Origin of the sequence: Streptococcus gallinaceus, from assembly GCF_040545695.1 — a bacterium.
GTDB classification, from domain to species: Bacteria; Bacillota; Bacilli; order Lactobacillales; family Streptococcaceae; genus Streptococcus; species Streptococcus gallinaceus.
In genome coordinates, this window is record NZ_JBEPMK010000008.1 from 23,752 (window position 1) to 39,120 (window position 15,369).

Sequence of the window (15,369 nt, forward strand, 5' to 3'; positions counted from 1 at the left end):
GTTTTTAAAAGGTTATCCGTTTCAATCTGGCAGGGCGTCAATCCTGCTAGATTTTACATGTTTTAGAAAGAAGGAAAATTCATGGCAGTAGAAATCATCATGCCAAAGCTCGGTGTTGATATGCAAGAAGGCGAAATTATCGAGTGGAAAAAACAAGAAGGCGATGTTGTCAATGAAGGCGACGTTATCTTGGAAATGATGTCTGACAAAACCAGCATGGAATTGGAAGCTGAAGAGTCAGGTGTCTTGATTAAAATCGTTCGCGGCAATGGCGAAGTTGTGCCTGTTACCGAAGTTATTGGTTACATCGGTGCAGAAGGTGAAACAGTTGATGTGGCTGCAGCAGCAAGTCCAGCACCAGCAGCGGCTCCTGTTCAAGAAGCAGCACCTGCGCCAGTTGCTCCAGTAGCAGCTGAAGTAAAACCAGCCGTAGCACCTCAAGGTGGTGGAAAAGTTCGCGCAACACCAGCAGCTCGCAAAGCGGCAAAAGACTTGGGTCTTGACCTAGGAAGCGTTCCAGGAACAGGTGCCAATGGTCGTGTGCACAAGGTTGACGTAGAAGACTTCAAGAATGCACAACCAAAAGCAACACCACTTGCTCGTAAAATGGCTGCAGATAACGGAATTGACTTGGCTGCTATTGCAGGGACAGGTCATTCTGGTAAGGTTACTAAGGAAGATATCCTTGCTCACCTTGCAGCGCAAGCTCCAGCACAAACGGAAGCAGCAGCTAAGACAGCTGAAAAACCTGCTAAAGAATTGCCAGAAGGCGTGGAAATCATCAAGATGTCTGCTATGCGTAAGGCAATTTCAAAAGGAATGGTCAACTCTTACCTTACAGCTCCAACCTTTACGCTCAACTACGATATTGACATGACAAACCTCATGGCACTTCGTAAACAAATTCTTGAGCCAATCATGAACAAAACAGGTCTCAAAGTAACCTTTACAGACTTGATTGGACTTGCTGTTACACGTACATTGATGAAAGAAGAACACCGTTACATGAACGCTTCACTTATCAATGACGCACAAGAAATCGAATTGCACAAATTTGTCAACCTTGGTATCGCCGTAGGTCTTGATGAAGGACTTGTCGTACCAGTTGTTCACGGTGCAGATAAGATGAGCTTGTCAGACTTCGTGGTTGCTTCAAAAGATGTTATCAAAAAAGCACAATCAGGTAAGTTGAAAGGTGCTGAAATGTCTGGTTCAACCTTCTCTATCACAAACTTGGGAATGTTTGGTACTAAGACATTCAACCCAATCATCAACCAACCAAACTCAGCAATTTTGGGTGTAGCTTCAACTGTTCAAACACCAGTTGTGGTTGACGGAGAAGTGAAAATTCGCCCAATCATGGCACTTTGCTTGACCATTGACCACCGTATCATCGACGGTATGAACGGTGCCAAATTCATGGTGGATCTCAAAAACTTACTTGAAAATCCATTAGAATTGCTTATCTGAGTGAAATAATTTATATAAATAAGCGAACAAAGTGAGCAAATCAGATTCTTGTCGCTGTGTCTCAAAAATAAGTCATAGAACCAAAGGTTCGCTGACGTCCCCACCACCTTAGACAAGAATCAAAAAGAGTTTTGAAAGGAAAAATTAACATGGCTGTAGAAATTATTATGCCTAAACTTGGCGTTGACATGCAAGAAGGCGAAATCATCGAGTGGAAAAAACAAGAAGGTGATGTTGTCAACGAAGGCGACGTTATCTTGGAAATGATGTCTGATAAGACAAGCATGGAATTGGAAGCAGAAGACTCAGGTGTCTTGCTTAAAATCGTTCGCGGTAACGGCGAAGTTGTTCCTGTCACAGAAGTGATTGGTTACATCGGTGCAGAAGGCGAAGTGGTCGGCGAATCAGCTGCACCAGCTGCTGCTCAAGTAACTCAAGCAACTGCTGACTTGAAAGCTGCTGGACTTGAAGTTCCATCTACACCAGCTGCAGCGGCACAAGCTCCAAAAGCAGACTTGGCTGCAAATGAATACGACATGATTGTTGTCGGTGGTGGTCCTGCTGGTTACTACGCTGCCATTAAAGGTGCTCAACTTGGTGGTAAAGTTGCTATTGTTGAAAAATCTGAATTTGGTGGTACCTGCTTGAATGTGGGTTGTATCCCAACAAAAACTTACCTTAAAAATGCTGAAATCCTAGACGGTATCAAACATGCGGCAGGTCGCGGGATCAACTTGGCATCGACAAACTACACTATCGATATGGATAAAACTGTTGACTTCAAAAACACTGTTGTTAAGACTTTGACAGGCGGTGTTCAAGGTCTCCTTAAAGCCAATAAAGTCACTATCTTCAATGGTCTTGGTCAAGTAAATCCTGACAAGACTGTAACCATCGGTTCTGAAACAATCAAAGGTCGTAGCGTAATTCTTGCAACAGGCTCAAAAGTTTCTCGCATCAACATCCCAGGTATCGAGTCTAAACTTGTCTTGACATCAGATGATATCCTTGATCTTCGTGAAATGCCAAAATCACTTGCTGTTATGGGTGGTGGTGTCGTTGGTATCGAGCTTGGTCTTGTCTGGGCATCATACGGTGTTGACGTAACGGTTATCGAAATGGCTGACCGCATCATCCCTGCAATGGATAAAGAAGTGTCACTTGAACTTCAAAAAATCCTTGCTAAGAAAGGTATGAAGATCAAAACATCAGTTGGTGTTTCTGAAATCGTTGAAGCAAACAACCAATTGACATTGAAACTCAACAACGGCGAAGAAGTTGTAGCTGAAAAAGCCCTTCTTTCAATCGGTCGTGTACCACAAATGAATGGACTTGAAAATCTGAACCTTGAAATGGACCGCAACCGTATCAAGGTTAACGAATACCAAGAAACATCAATCCCAGGTATTTACGCACCAGGTGATGTCAACGGTACGAAAATGCTTGCCCACGCAGCTTACCGTATGGGTGAAGTTGCTGCTGAAAATGCCATGAAAGGCAACCACCGCAAGGCTAACCTTGAATTCACTCCGGCTGCTGTTTACACACACCCTGAAGTGGCTATGGTTGGTTTGACAGAAGAACAAGCGCGTGAACAATACGGCAATATCCTTATCGGTAAAAACAGCTTTACTGGTAACGGTCGTGCCATTGCTTCAAACGAAGCACAAGGTTTTGTAAAAGTTATCGCTGATGCTAAATACCACGAAATTCTTGGTGTACACATCATTGGTCCAGCTGCTGCTGAAATGATTAACGAAGCTGCAACTATCATGGAAAATGAATTGACAGTTGATGAATTGCTCTTGTCAATCCACGGACACCCAACGTTCTCTGAAGTGATGTACGAAGCATTTGCTGACGTATTGGGTGAAGCCATCCACAACCCACCAAAACGTAAATAATCTATTTGTTAAAAGAAGCCTTAGGGCTTCTTTTTTGTTTTAATTTTAGCTAAATAGTCTGATAATTTTAATATAATATTGACTTTTGAAATCGCTTTTGTTAAAGTAAATATAGTTCATGAACAAAATGTTTGAAAGGAGGAAGTGGTGAGAAAGGATAGATGGTTGTTCATTTTGCTCGGTGGGTTGCTGTTGCTTTCCTTGAGTGTCGGATCGAGCTCGGCCTTTTCTTGGGTCGGTCTTTTTAGTGGGGATAAGGGGGCGCTGAGAGTTTTCTTAGAGGCAAGGCTTCCTAGGACAATCTCCATCGTCCTATCCGCAGGCTCGGTCAGTTTATCGGGACTCTTGATGCAGACCATCACACAAAACCGATATGCAGGGCCGTCTACCACGGGAACGGTAGAAGCTGCACAGCTGGGAATGTTGGTCTCTCTCTTCTTCTTTCCCCAGGCTAATTTATTTCAAAAAATGACCTTTGCCTTTGTGGCAACAATGGGGGCAAGTCTGCTCTTTTTGACCTTTGTCCGTAAGTGTTCTTTTCATGAAAAATGGATGCTGCCTCTGGTTGGAATCCTGTTTGGTGGGATCATTGGGGCGATTGCAGAGATGATTGCCTATCGTTTTCAATTGGTTCAATCCATGTCTTCCTGGACACAAGGTTCGTATACCATGATTCAGCGCAATCAGTTTGAGTGGCTCTTTTTGACGATAGTAGTCTGCGTGGGGATCTGGTTCTTTACAGAGAGTTTTTCTCTGATGGCACTTGGAGAGTCCGCTAGTCGTAGTTTGGGCTTGCCCTTTCAGAAAATGGAGCAAATTGCTCTCTTTTTAGTTGCTCTATCGACGGCTGTGACGATGATTACAGTGGGAGGCTTGCCATTTTTGGGAATCATCATACCGAATCTTGTCCGTCAGCGCTATGGGGATTATTTTAGAAAAATCAGAGGAAAAGTGTTCCTTGTCGGTGTCTTGCTGGTCTTGTGCTGCGATATTGTGGCGCGTCTGGTTGTCTGGCCTTACGAGCTCTCAATTTCAGTCGTCCTTGGTGTCTTGGGTTCTGTCTTTCTAATCCGGGTTCTTTGGAAGGAGGAGAAGCATGCAGCAGCTTAAAGTCAGAACCAAGTTCATTCTGGGAATGTTGATGTTAGTAGTCGTTGTAGGTCTACTGCTGTACTTTTTACCCAAGTCAGCAGGGATGTCGGCCTATATTTTCCAGTTGCGATTGAAAAAAATCTTGGTCTATCTAGTGGTAGCTATAGCGGCAAGTTTTGCGACGATTAGCTTTCAGACGGTAACGGGAAATCGATTTTTAACACCTGCGGTTTTGGGATTGGAGAGTTTGTACGTCTTTATCCAGTCGACCTATCTCTTCTTTTTTTGGAGATGGGCCAATCAACACCAACCATCAGTTCAGGTTGAATTTCTCATTGTTCTAGGTCTCTTATTGCTTTTTTTCGGAGCCTTACAGCCTCTGTTGAAGCAATTGTTATCCAGAGGATTCGGAACGATTTTACTCATCTGTATGTCATTGGGTACACTTTTGCGCAGTCTATCAACCTTTATGCAAATTCTCATGGATCCAAATGAATACGATAAGTTGCAAGGCAAGTTATTTGCGTCCTTCCAGCATGCACATCAAGATGTGTTGGTGTTAGTTGGACTGGCGACTCTTATCTTGACTTATTATCTCTATCGTCTTTATCCAGTTTTAGATGTCTTACACCTGGGTAAGGAGCAGGCATTGTCTCTTGGTGTGGATGTGGAAGCAGTACAGAGACGTATTTTGTGGGCGGTTGTTATCCTGACTGCTAGCACGACGGCTATGGTTGGACCGCTTTCTTTCTTTGGGTTTATAGTTGCCAATCTTACCTACCGCCTTGTCAAACAATACCAACACCACTATCTTTTTTTGGTAGCGACTTGTCTTGGATTTGTTTCTTTGGTGTATGGGCAAATGTTGGTAGAGCGATTTTTCCAATATGCCGTGACAATCAGTATGATATTGGAGCTGTTTGGTGGGAGTTTCTTCCTCTATCTAGTGTATAAGGAGCGTTTGAGATATGATTAAGGTGGAGCAAGTAAGCAAAACTTACGGTCAAGCTCCTGTCCTACAAGTGGACGATTTACAGGTATTTCCGAAGCGATTCACAGCTTTTATTGGGCCAAATGGTGCTGGGAAGTCAACTCTTCTTAGTCTCATGAGCCGGCTGATGAAAAAAGAAGAGGGCTGTCTGTATATCAAAGGACAGGAAATTGATAGTTGGGGTTTCAGAGAATTTGCACAAGAATTAGCCATTTTGAAGCAGCAGATTCATTGCCAATCTAAGCTAACTGTTGAAGAATTGGTTTCTTTTGGACGATTTCCTTACAGTCAGGGTCGTTTGAAAGAGGAGGATTTTGAAAAAATTCAAGCAGCAATAGCCCATATGGGCTTGGACGAATTTCGTGATCGCTATGTTGACCAGTTGTCGGGAGGACAGTTGCAGCGGGTCTTTATTGCCATGGTATTGGCTCAAGATACAGATATTATCTTGCTCGATGAGCCGCTCAATAATCTAGATATGAAGCAAGGTATTCTGATGATGCGTACCTTACGTGACTTGGTAGATAAGATGGGGAAGACGGTTGTTGTCGTTATCCATGACATCAATGTCGCGAGCCAATTTGTTGACCACATGGTCGCTTTCAAAGATGGTCAGGTCTTTTGCCAAGGTAGTCCTAGCCATGTTATGAAAAAAGAAGTCCTAGAGGAAATCTATGACATTAACTTAGAACTGGCCATTATCAATGGCCGGTCGATTTGTTTATATCAATAAGAAATGGAGAAAAAATGAAAAAGAAATTAGCAACAGTAGTAAAAGTTATCTTGATGAGTGTGCTTACAGTAGGTCTTGTGGCTTGTGCAAGCAAAAAAACAGCTGAAAAAGAAAAGCCAGCAGCACAGGAAATCACATTGACCGATGCAAGTGGTCAAGTGACATTGAAGGCAAATCCGAAAAAAATTGTTGTCTTGGATAATGGTGTTGCGGACAGCATTCGTGCACTGGGCTTTGAAGACACAATTGTTGGGATGCCTAAAGACACCTTGCCAGCCTACTTAAAAGATTTTAAAAATAAAAAATCAATCACGAATGTCGGTAACTTAAAAGAAGTAAACATGGAAACTCTTGCTGAATTGGCGCCAGATTTGATTATTGCTTCCGGCCGTACAGCGGATAAGGTGGCAGAATTCAAGAAGATTGCTCCAACGATTTACTTTGCAACCGATAAGGACAAACCTTGGGCATCTATCAAGGGAAATATCCAAGAATTGGCCAAATTATTCGGTGAAAAAGGTCAAGAAAAAGCTAAAAAATCACTCGCAAAATTGGATAAAAAAGTAGAAAAAGTTGCCAAAGCAAACCAAGAAAGCCAAAAGAAAGCTTTGACAGTTCTCTTGAACGAAGGAGCTATCGCAGCTATTCCTGCAACAGGTCGCTACGGCCTTCTCTATAAGGACCTAGGCTTCAAAGCGACAGAGATGGTAGTAGAAGACGCAGCGAAAGCTGGGAAACACGGGGCGATGATTTCATTTGAAGGTATCCATCAATTGAACCCAGATTTAATCTTTGTAGTTGACCGTAGCTTGGCTATCGGTGGCGATCATTCTAAAAATGAATCTGCGTTGAAAAATGACTTGGTTCAAGCAACAAATGCAGGTAAAAACAAAGGAATTGTTTCATTAACAGCAGACCTATGGTACTTATCAGGAGGTGGCTTGGAGTCAACTGAGCTGATGATTGATGAAGTCGCAGCCTATGCTGGAAAATAAAAAGAATCCAGAAGTCAAAACTTCTGGTCTCTTTCATTTCTACACGAACATTCAAGGAGACAAATTTTCGGTTCATATCTTCCGAAATCAAGTTTTTTTCTGTTATAATAATCCTGTAAATGCTAACAAGATGAAGAGGAGTTTCACATGAAATACATCGTCAACCAATCAAATGATCCAGCTTACAATATTGCCTTGGAGGCTTATGCCTTTCGTGAATTGAAAGAGTTGGATGAAATTTTCATTCTTTGGATCAATGAGCCAGCCATCATCGTTGGGAAACACCAAAATACCATTCAAGAAATCAATAAGGAATTTACAGATGCTCATGGCATTCATGTCGTGCGTCGTCTGTCAGGTGGTGGGGCGGTTTACCATGACCTTAACAACCTCAACTACACCATCATTTCCAATAAAGCAGATGAGGGAGCTTTTGACTTTAAAACTTTCTCAAAACCTGTGATTGATACACTAGCAAAATTGGGCGTCAAGGCTGAATTTACAGGACGTAACGACCTTGAAATTGACGGGCAAAAATTTGCAGGAAATGCCCAAGCTTATTTCAACGGACGCATGATGCACCACGGTTGCTTGCTCTTTGATGTGGATATGTCTGTCCTTGGGCAAGCCCTTAAAGTTTCAAAAGATAAAATCGAGTCCAAAGGTGTTAAATCTGTTCGTGCGCGTGTGACTAATATTGTAGATCACTTGGAAGACAAGATCACGGTACAAGAGTTTAGCGATGCCATTCTAAACCAGATGAAGGAAGAATATCCTGATATGGAAGAATACGTCCTCAATGAAACAGAATTGGCTGCTATCCAAAACTTGCGTGACCAGCAATTTGCAAACTGGGACTGGACATACGGAAAAGCACCTGAATACACAGTTGAGCGTGCGGTACGTTACCCAGCTGGTAAAATCACTTCTTATATCCAAACAGAAAAATCTCTTATCGCTTCCATTAAAATCTACGGGGACTTCTTTGGGATTGAAGACGTAGCAGACATCGAAGAATTATTAGTCGGTACTCGCTACGAATACCAAGATGTCTTGGAAAATCTCAAAACCATTGACACAACTCGCTATTTCTCACGAATGACAGTGGAAGAAGTTGCCAAAGCCATCGTTGCCTAGTGATAGGAAAATCTAAAATCTACAATAAAAATCATCTATTAGTCAAATAGGTGATTTTTCGTTATAATAGAGGAGTTCTTTGGACAAATAGGACTATTTAGGAGATATCATGAAACAACATTCAATCAAAACAGTTGTCGCAACAGGGATCGGAGCAGCTTTATTCGTTGTGATTGGTCTAGTTGTCAACATTCCAACCTTTGTACCCAATACAAATATCCAACTCCAATACGCAGTGCAGTCACTCTTTTCAGTCATTTTTGGCCCTGTTGTTAGCTTTTTAATTGGTTTTATCGGGCATACTGTCAAAGATTCTGTCAGCTACAGCCCATGGTGGTCATGGATTTTGGCTTCAGGTTTGCTAGGATTCTTGATCGGATTATTGAAAAAACGTCTGCGCGTGGAGGAAGGTATCTTTACCTCTAAGGACATTCTGTTATTTAATGGAACGCAGATTATTGCCAATGTAATTTCTTGGGGACTTGTGGCGCCCTTACTGGATATTATTATCTACCAAGAGCCAGCAAATAAAAGCTTTACCCAAGGCTTGATTGCAGGGATTGCCAATGCTGTAACAATTGGTGTTGCAGGGACACTTTTGGTAAAATTCTACGCGAACTCACGGACACAGGCAGGCAGCCTATCCATTGATAAATAAGAAAGGGACTAGTTTAACTAGTCCTTTTTTTCTACTTTTTTGTAGTTACTGAGTAATTCTGTGACAGATTTTGCGAGTTTTGTAGAAGATGGTGCAAGGTCGAAACCGTCGTCATCTCCAGTTTGAACTTGGTAGCTTCCCTCTTTTTTGACGAGTTGAGGTTGGTCTTCGTAGTCGTCTGTCAATGCAGTTTCCTTTAGTTGGAAATATTGTTTTTTCTTGACATCGGCAAGGGTTTCAAATGCAATGCTGATTTCTTTTGTGGGTTTGAGATAGATATCGTCCCCCTCTCGCTTGTAGTCTCCTTGATAGTAGTAGAGAGTTGGGTAGACCTCTTCCGGATAGTTTTCTTCTTGGATTTCCTCTAACTCCTCTTCGCTTTCATAATCCGTGTCATCTACTAAGTAGATATAGTGACGGTCGTCGATGAGGCTGAGTTCACCGTACATTTCGTAGGTTTTTCCGATTTTTATTTCCTTGACTAGAGGTTCGTCGGTTTGCTGAGAGGTTGGTGCTTGTCGAGAAAGAGCGTAGCCAATCACCATGCCCATTCCTGTGACTAGTAAGAGTCCAAGGGGCAGGTAAATCGTTTTTTTTCTGAATTTAGTGTTCATTTTTCTTGGTCTCCTCTACCAGTTTTTGAAATAGTTGAATGCTATTTTTGACACGATCAGCAGCAGATTGTTTTGCGATGGCAAAGTTTCCGTCAGGATTGAAATAGGAATTTTCCCATTTTTGCCGTTGAGTAGCTGCTTTGGGGTCTTTTAAGCGATTTGGTGTCCAAAAATGAAGGCCTGTTTTTTTAGAAAAGTTTTTCCGAAATTCCGGGTCGTGGATGCGGATGGGTTTGACATCTAAGGTGCGGTGCAGGGCGTTATTTTCATTTGCATAGTTGTAGCTTGCCCCGTTGATGACTCCGTTTTCGGTAATCTTTTCGGCATCCACTTCATTGAGGAAATTTCCTGCCTCATCCAAGATAAATTCGCTATAGAAATCCATGACGATTTTGAAATTCACTTGGTTGATATTGTCGGGGCGATGGACAGTGACAATGCCTGTACCATCTACTGTCACGGCGATTTTGTTATGAAGTCGTGCAGATTCGCCGTAATTATAATCGTAGTAGTAATCGGACTCAACGATTCCGGTTTGCTCGAGGAAGGAATTCATCTCATCCATGTCTTTCATGTAGACAGCTAGAGCTTGGGCATCGGTCATTCCTTTTTTCTTGTAGTTGGTTCGCACCCATTGGGCTTGTTGAGAAGAGATGACATAGCGGAATTGATGAACCTTTCGTGCCAAAATGTCGGACTCATCAGAGAGACTGTTTTTAGGAAATGCGACTTGTACTGTTTTGGAAAAATATTTCCAAAAGTTATCGTCTGGTTCGAGTTGAGTGTCGAACTTGGCAATCAATTGCTGTGTTTGGCTTGGTTGACCAGACAAGTCCTCCGGCATTCTAACGATGTCCATGGTTTTCTCTAATAAAAATCGGGCAACTTTACGAGACTTTTTATAAGGTGAATGCGTCCAGAGGTCTGAAAAGGCTGTGGAGCCAAAAATCTTGGTTTCGGCAAACCGCTGGTCCAGATAGGCGAAGATATCCTTGTCTGATGTTTGACGTTCCATTTGATAGAGGTAGCCCTTCCAGATGGCCTTGTTTGACCAGCCGTCCTTTTGCAGTTGCTGAATTTGTTGAGTTAACTTGGCCTTGACGTTTTCTTGTTGGTCGTCAGATAACAGATCTTTGTGGATAGTCACATAGACCTGTGGTGCTTTTGCCAATGCCTTTTTGGGCTTATCATTGCGGATGTATTTAAAAGGAGAAGCTGACTGGTCAGCCTTTAGTTCCGTTCGGTAGAAGAAGTAACCAGCCCAGACTCCCAATCCAAAAATGACGATACTGATGAGTAAAATCCATTCTTTTTTCATACTTTTAGTATAGCATAGTGACTTGATTTTCAGTCAAATTATTTCCTATCTCTTGTCAAAATCGGTACAATAGAAAGGTAACATTAAAAGATTGAGAGAAATTAGAAATGTCTAACGATATTCGTGTATTGCTTTATTATAAATATGTTCCCATTGAAAACGCACAAGAATATGCTCAAGAGCACTTGGATTTTTGTAAATCAATCGGACTCAAAGGTCGTATCTTGATTGCAGATGAGGGGATTAACGGTACCGTTTCTGGTGACTACGAAACAACTCAAAAGTATATGGACTGGGTTCACAGCGATGAGCGCTTTGCAGACCTTTGGTTCAAGTTTGACGAAGAGCCACGCGATGCCTTCAAGAAAATGTTTGTTCGCTACAAAAAGGAAATTGTTCACCTTGGTTTAGAAGACAATGATTTTGATAGCGACATCAACCCGCTTGAAACAACGGGTGAGTACCTCAACCCGCAACAATTTAAAGCTGCCTTGTTGGACGAGAATACAGTTGTTCTTGACACGCGTAATGATTACGAGTACGACCTTGGTCACTTCCGTGGTGCTATCCGCCCTGACATTCGTAACTTCCGTGAATTGCCACAATGGGTGCGTGATAACAAAGAAAAATTCATGGAAAAACGTGTCGTTGTCTACTGTACAGGTGGCGTACGTTGTGAAAAATTCTCTGGATGGATGGTTCGCGAAGGCTTTAAAGATGTCGGCCAGCTTCACGGCGGTATCGTGACTTACGGAAAAGACCCTGAAGTGATGGGCGAACTCTGGGATGGTGCTATGTATGTATTTGATGAGCGTATCTCTGTGCCAATCAACCGCGTCAATCCAACAGTCATCGGACGCGACCATATTACTGGCGAGGAATGCGAACGTTATGTAAATTGTGCAAACCCATACTGTAACGAACAAGTCTTCATGTCTGAAGAAACAGAACATGCCTACGTTCGTGGTTGTTCAGCAGCATGTCGTGCGCATGAGCGCAACCGCTATGTTGAAGAAAACGGCTTGTCTCGCGAAGAATGGGCAGCTCGTTTGGAAGTCATCGGTGAAGAATTACCAGAAGTCGTTGGTGCTTAAAAAATCAAAGCAAATCAGCCTGTCTGATTTGTTTTTTTGTTATACTATAGGTATGAATAAAGAAGAATTAATGGAAGCCATCGGGCGGTTTTTCGACCAAAAATCATCGGTTACCATTCGGATTTGCGGGCATGGAGCGTCTGGGAAGTCGACCTTAGCGGCTGACTTAGCACAGTATTTAGGAAAAGAAGAGGTCAATGTCCTGGCTGGAGACCTCTATGTTATTCCGGGGCAGATTAGCGACCAGGCTTTCCTACGTTATGAGATGGAGGGGCAAGCGGTAGAAGCCTCCATCACAGCCTGTCATCCCGTTCGACATGAATTGATCAGTCTTAAACGGGATATTTCAGCCCTATCAAGAGGAATGGACCTCTTGACACCGGACATGCCGTGGCAAAAAGAGGAAATCCTCAAAGGACAAAAGCCCATTACGATTGTAGAAGGCATGTCACCAACTTTTCTGGAAAAGGACTTGTTTGACCTGTCCATCTACATCTATACTGATGCAGAGACCGAGTTGGCAAGAAGGCTGGTGCGTGATGTGGCAGAACGAGGCCGGATTCCCGATTTTGTCCAGAAAAATGCAGATCGCAGAAGAAGGCAATATCAGCTTTACATGGAACCCTATAAGAATGAATTTGATATTCTCATTAATGATTCGCAGGGCCAATTTCTCATCGAGGCGAATTCCTTTAGAAATTAAGGAATCCTAGCCTTTTTTATTACCCCTTTTTACGCTATAATAGTAACATGAAAAAAATCATTGAATGCAAGGATTTTACCTTTCAATACCTGACGCAACAAGAGCCGACCTTGAAAGATGTAAATCTGGAAATTTATCAAGGGGAAAAAGTCTTAATTCTGGGGCCATCTGGCTCAGGCAAGTCGACCTTAGGCCAATGTCTGAATGGACTCATTCCCAACACCTATAAAGGAAAAGCAAGTGGGCAATTTCTGATGAATGGACAAGACGCTTTTAGCATGTCTATCTATGAAAAGTCATTGCTGGTGTCAACTGTTTTACAGGACACAGATGGTCAATTTATCGGCCTATCCGTGGAAGAAGATTTGGCCTTCTCCTTAGAAAATGATATGGTAGCCCTCCCTGAGATGCAGTCTCGTGTATCGGACTGGGCTGACCGCTTGAATTTGCAGAACTTGATTGGCCATCGGCCACAGGATTTATCTGGTGGACAGAAGCAACGTGTTAGTTTGGCGGGTGTCTTGATCGATGAAAGTCCAATTTTACTTTTTGACGAACCCTTGGCTAATCTAGACCCGCAAGCGGGGCAAGATACGATTGATTTGATTGACCGTTTGCATCGGGAAGAAGGTGCGACCACCATCATTATCGAGCACCGATTGGAAGATGTTTTACACCGCTCTGTTGACCGAATCGTCTTGATGAATGAAGGACGCATTGTCTTCAATGGTAGTCCTGACGACTTGCTTGCAACGACTCTACTAGCTGAAAATGGTATCCGTGAGCCGCTCTATATCTCAACTTTGCGGACTTTGGGCTACCCGATTGAAACCTCAAAACATCTCAGTCAACTAGAAAAGTTAGACCTAACCTCGCTCCAGCATCCCTCATTACCATTTGTGGACATTCATGAGAGCGATGGTCCACTCTTGTTAGAAGCCATTGTTCTGTCCTATGCCTATGATCAGGGAGCAGCCTTAGAGCAGATTAGTTTTGAACTTCGCAAAGGAGAACGCCTTGCAATCGTTGGGAAAAATGGTGCAGGCAAGTCTACGCTTGCCAAGGTACTTTGTGGATTTTTAGAAGCGCAAGGCCAATTGAAGTGGCAAGGTCAGTCTATCTCGAATGACTCCGTCAAGGAACGAGCAGAACGAATTGGCTATGTCCTGCAAAATCCAAATCAGATGCTTAGCCAGACCATGCTGTTTGACGAGGTGGCGATGGGCTTACGACTCCGTCATGTTTCCGAAGAAGAAGTGACAGAGCGCGTCCATGCGGTACTGAAAACGTGCGGCCTTTATGCCTATCGGAATTGGCCCATCACAGCCCTGTCCTATGGACAGAAAAAACGCGTTACGATTGCCTCTATCCTGGTGTTGAATCCAGAAATTATCCTTCTAGATGAGCCGACGGCGGGTCAAGATAAGCGAAATTACACTGAAATCATGGAATTTCTCACTGAGCTCAACCGACAAGGACATACCATCATTATGATTACGCATGACATGCAGCTCATGTTGGATTATTCGGATAGGGCTTTGGTGATGGTGGACGGACAGATTATCGAAGACGCGAGTCCTGCTGAGATCCTGAGTGATCCGCTATTGATTCGGCAGGCTAATCTAAAAGAAACCAGCATTTTTACCCTGGCTGAGCGCTTGGGAGTGGACCCGTTACAGTTGACATATCTGTATATGCAGGAAGGAGGTAATCAATGAGCCAACAACGATTGATTGGTTACCAAAAAGGAGACAGTTTTATCCACCGTTTATCGGCTGTAACCAAGCTACTCACCTTTCTGATTGTCTCTATTTTGGTCATGGTGACCTATGATACGAGACTGATATTTGGATTGGGAATTCTGTCCTTGTGTTTATTTAAATGGTCGCGGATTCGCCTCAAAGATGTGTCCTTTGTGCTCATCTTGGCAATTGTATTTGCCCTCTTGAATGTCGTCATGGTCTATTTCTTTGCGCCAGAATACGGAGTGGACCTCTACGGTCAGCGGACAGTTCTATGGCAAGGAATCAGGCACTACACCCTAACGAGTCAGGAATTGTTTTACTTAGCAAATCTTGCCCTCAAGTATTTTTCAACGGTGCCACTTGCTCTGATCTTTTTGATGACAACCCATCCGAGCCAATTTGCCTCCAGTCTCAATCGGATTGGGGTCTCTTATCGGATTGCCTATGCTGTCAGCTTAACGATGCGCTACATTCCTGATATCCAGGAGGAATTCTACACGATTCGCCTTTCTCAAGAAGCGCGTGGTCTAGAATTGTCGAAAAAGGCGCCCCTCTTGCAGCGGATAAAAGGAAATCTCGTCCTCATCACACCTCTGATTTTCTCATCGCTTGAACGCATTGATACCGTTTCAACGGCTATGGAACTGCGTCGCTTCGGGAAAAATAAAAAGCGGACTTGGTACAGTTACCAACAGATGAATAAGGTCGATTACCTGATTCTATTGTTTCTAGTTGCACTCATCTGCCTGACAGTTGGCCTACTTATCCACAATCACGGTCGATTTTACAATCCATGGGCTGCCAGTCTCTAAGATAAATGAAACAACAAACTTTCCTTGGAAAGTTTGTTGTTTTGTATGTCACCGATGATTAGTTTTACGCTTCGGAAAAATTTATATGAGCATATACAAAGTA

At 43.0% G+C, this 15,369-nt stretch carries 14 protein-coding genes; 12 read left to right on the top strand and 2 right to left on the bottom strand.

Going from position 1 to position 15,369, the window contains the following annotated elements:
- Positions 1–81: 81 nt before the first annotated feature.
- The 8 genes from ABID27_RS09345 (at position 82) to ABID27_RS09380 (ending at position 8,980) form a co-directional block, all read left to right on the top strand.
- Positions 82–1,470 carry a dihydrolipoamide acetyltransferase gene (locus ABID27_RS09345; RefSeq protein WP_354281751.1) on the top strand — a complete coding sequence of 463 codons (1,389 nt, stop codon included), beginning with the start codon at positions 82–84 and terminating at the stop codon, positions 1,468–1,470.
- Positions 1,471–1,619: 149 nt separating this feature from the next.
- Positions 1,620–3,374, top strand: coding sequence for a dihydrolipoyl dehydrogenase (gene lpdA, locus ABID27_RS09350; protein ID WP_253366096.1), 1,755 nt, complete (start codon positions 1,620–1,622; stop codon positions 3,372–3,374).
- Positions 3,375–3,521: 147 nt separating this feature from the next.
- Positions 3,522–4,484: an iron chelate uptake ABC transporter family permease subunit gene (locus ABID27_RS09355; protein WP_354281753.1), complete on the top strand. Its 963-nt coding sequence runs from the start codon at positions 3,522–3,524 to the stop codon at positions 4,482–4,484.
- Positions 4,471–5,442 carry an iron chelate uptake ABC transporter family permease subunit gene (locus ABID27_RS09360; RefSeq protein ID WP_354281755.1) on the top strand — a complete coding sequence of 324 codons (972 nt, stop codon included), beginning with the start codon at positions 4,471–4,473 and terminating at the stop codon, positions 5,440–5,442. The genes ABID27_RS09355 and ABID27_RS09360 overlap by 14 nt, the downstream gene beginning before the upstream one ends.
- Positions 5,438–6,190 (top strand): iron ABC transporter ATP-binding protein, encoded by a 753-nt coding sequence (locus ABID27_RS09365; protein ID WP_354281800.1) that lies wholly within the window; start codon positions 5,438–5,440, stop codon positions 6,188–6,190. The genes ABID27_RS09360 and ABID27_RS09365 overlap by 5 nt, the downstream gene beginning before the upstream one ends.
- A gap of 14 nt (positions 6,191–6,204) precedes the next feature.
- Positions 6,205–7,185, top strand: a complete 981-nt coding sequence (locus tag ABID27_RS09370) for a siderophore ABC transporter substrate-binding protein (RefSeq protein ID WP_354281757.1) — start codon at positions 6,205–6,207, stop codon at positions 7,183–7,185.
- A gap of 147 nt (positions 7,186–7,332) precedes the next feature.
- The gene (lplA, locus tag ABID27_RS09375) at positions 7,333–8,322 is read left to right on the top strand and encodes a lipoate--protein ligase (RefSeq protein ID WP_253366085.1); all 990 of its coding nucleotides are present in this window, start codon (positions 7,333–7,335) and stop codon (positions 8,320–8,322) included.
- A 109-nt stretch (positions 8,323–8,431) separates the two neighbouring features.
- Positions 8,432–8,980, top strand: a complete 549-nt coding sequence (locus ABID27_RS09380) for an ECF-type riboflavin transporter substrate-binding protein (RefSeq protein WP_354281759.1) — start codon at positions 8,432–8,434, stop codon at positions 8,978–8,980.
- A 17-nt stretch (positions 8,981–8,997) separates the two neighbouring features.
- On the opposite strand, the gene ABID27_RS09385 is transcribed toward ABID27_RS09380, so the two are convergent.
- Together ABID27_RS09385 and ABID27_RS09390 are read right to left on the bottom strand one after the other, a co-directional pair.
- Positions 8,998–9,594 carry a hypothetical protein gene (locus tag ABID27_RS09385; protein ID WP_354281761.1) on the bottom strand — a complete coding sequence of 199 codons (597 nt, stop codon included), beginning with the start codon at positions 9,592–9,594 and terminating at the stop codon, positions 8,998–9,000.
- Positions 9,584–10,912 carry a DUF3114 domain-containing protein gene (locus ABID27_RS09390; RefSeq protein ID WP_354281763.1) on the bottom strand — a complete coding sequence of 443 codons (1,329 nt, stop codon included), beginning with the start codon at positions 10,910–10,912 and terminating at the stop codon, positions 9,584–9,586. The genes ABID27_RS09385 and ABID27_RS09390 overlap by 11 nt, the downstream gene beginning before the upstream one ends.
- 107 nt (positions 10,913–11,019) lie before the next feature.
- Here ABID27_RS09390 and trhO point away from each other — a divergent pair, with 107 nt between their 5' ends.
- The 4 genes from trhO to ABID27_RS09410 are packed head-to-tail and all read left to right on the top strand — an operon-like array spanning position 11,020 to position 15,266.
- Positions 11,020–12,006: an oxygen-dependent tRNA uridine(34) hydroxylase TrhO gene (trhO, locus tag ABID27_RS09395; protein WP_354281765.1), complete on the top strand. Its 987-nt coding sequence runs from the start codon at positions 11,020–11,022 to the stop codon at positions 12,004–12,006.
- Positions 12,007–12,058: 52 nt separating this feature from the next.
- The gene (locus tag ABID27_RS09400; protein WP_354281767.1) at positions 12,059–12,709 is read left to right on the top strand and encodes a uridine kinase family protein; all 651 of its coding nucleotides are present in this window, start codon (positions 12,059–12,061) and stop codon (positions 12,707–12,709) included.
- A 47-nt stretch (positions 12,710–12,756) separates the two neighbouring features.
- Positions 12,757–14,427, top strand: a complete 1,671-nt coding sequence (locus ABID27_RS09405) for an ABC transporter ATP-binding protein (protein ID WP_354281769.1) — start codon at positions 12,757–12,759, stop codon at positions 14,425–14,427.
- Positions 14,424–15,266, top strand: a complete 843-nt coding sequence (locus tag ABID27_RS09410; RefSeq protein WP_354281771.1) for an energy-coupling factor transporter transmembrane component T family protein — start codon at positions 14,424–14,426, stop codon at positions 15,264–15,266. Before ABID27_RS09405 ends, ABID27_RS09410 begins: the two co-directional genes overlap by 4 nt.
- Positions 15,267–15,369 lie beyond the last annotated feature (103 nt).

Excerpts from the sequence above, each read along its gene's own strand:
- ABID27_RS09345 (WP_354281751.1), top strand. The coding sequence starts at position 82 with ATGGCAGTAGAAATCATCATGCCAAAGCTCGGTGTTGATATGCAAGAA.
- lpdA (WP_253366096.1), top strand. The coding sequence starts at position 1,620 with ATGGCTGTAGAAATTATTATGCCTAAACTTGGCGTTGACATGCAAGAA.
- ABID27_RS09360 (WP_354281755.1), top strand. The coding sequence starts at position 4,471 with ATGCAGCAGCTTAAAGTCAGAACCAAGTTCATTCTGGGAATGTTGATG.
- ABID27_RS09370 (WP_354281757.1), top strand. The coding sequence starts at position 6,205 with ATGAAAAAGAAATTAGCAACAGTAGTAAAAGTTATCTTGATGAGTGTG.
- lplA (WP_253366085.1), top strand. The coding sequence starts at position 7,333 with ATGAAATACATCGTCAACCAATCAAATGATCCAGCTTACAATATTGCC.
- ABID27_RS09380 (WP_354281759.1), top strand. The coding sequence starts at position 8,432 with ATGAAACAACATTCAATCAAAACAGTTGTCGCAACAGGGATCGGAGCA.
- ABID27_RS09385 (WP_354281761.1), bottom strand. The coding sequence starts at position 9,594 with ATGAACACTAAATTCAGAAAAAAAACGATTTACCTGCCCCTTGGACTC.
- ABID27_RS09390 (WP_354281763.1), bottom strand. The coding sequence starts at position 10,912 with ATGAAAAAAGAATGGATTTTACTCATCAGTATCGTCATTTTTGGATTG.
- trhO (WP_354281765.1), top strand. The coding sequence starts at position 11,020 with ATGTCTAACGATATTCGTGTATTGCTTTATTATAAATATGTTCCCATT.
- ABID27_RS09400 (WP_354281767.1), top strand. The coding sequence starts at position 12,059 with ATGAATAAAGAAGAATTAATGGAAGCCATCGGGCGGTTTTTCGACCAA.
- ABID27_RS09405 (WP_354281769.1), top strand. The coding sequence starts at position 12,757 with ATGAAAAAAATCATTGAATGCAAGGATTTTACCTTTCAATACCTGACG.
- ABID27_RS09410 (WP_354281771.1), top strand. The coding sequence starts at position 14,424 with ATGAGCCAACAACGATTGATTGGTTACCAAAAAGGAGACAGTTTTATC.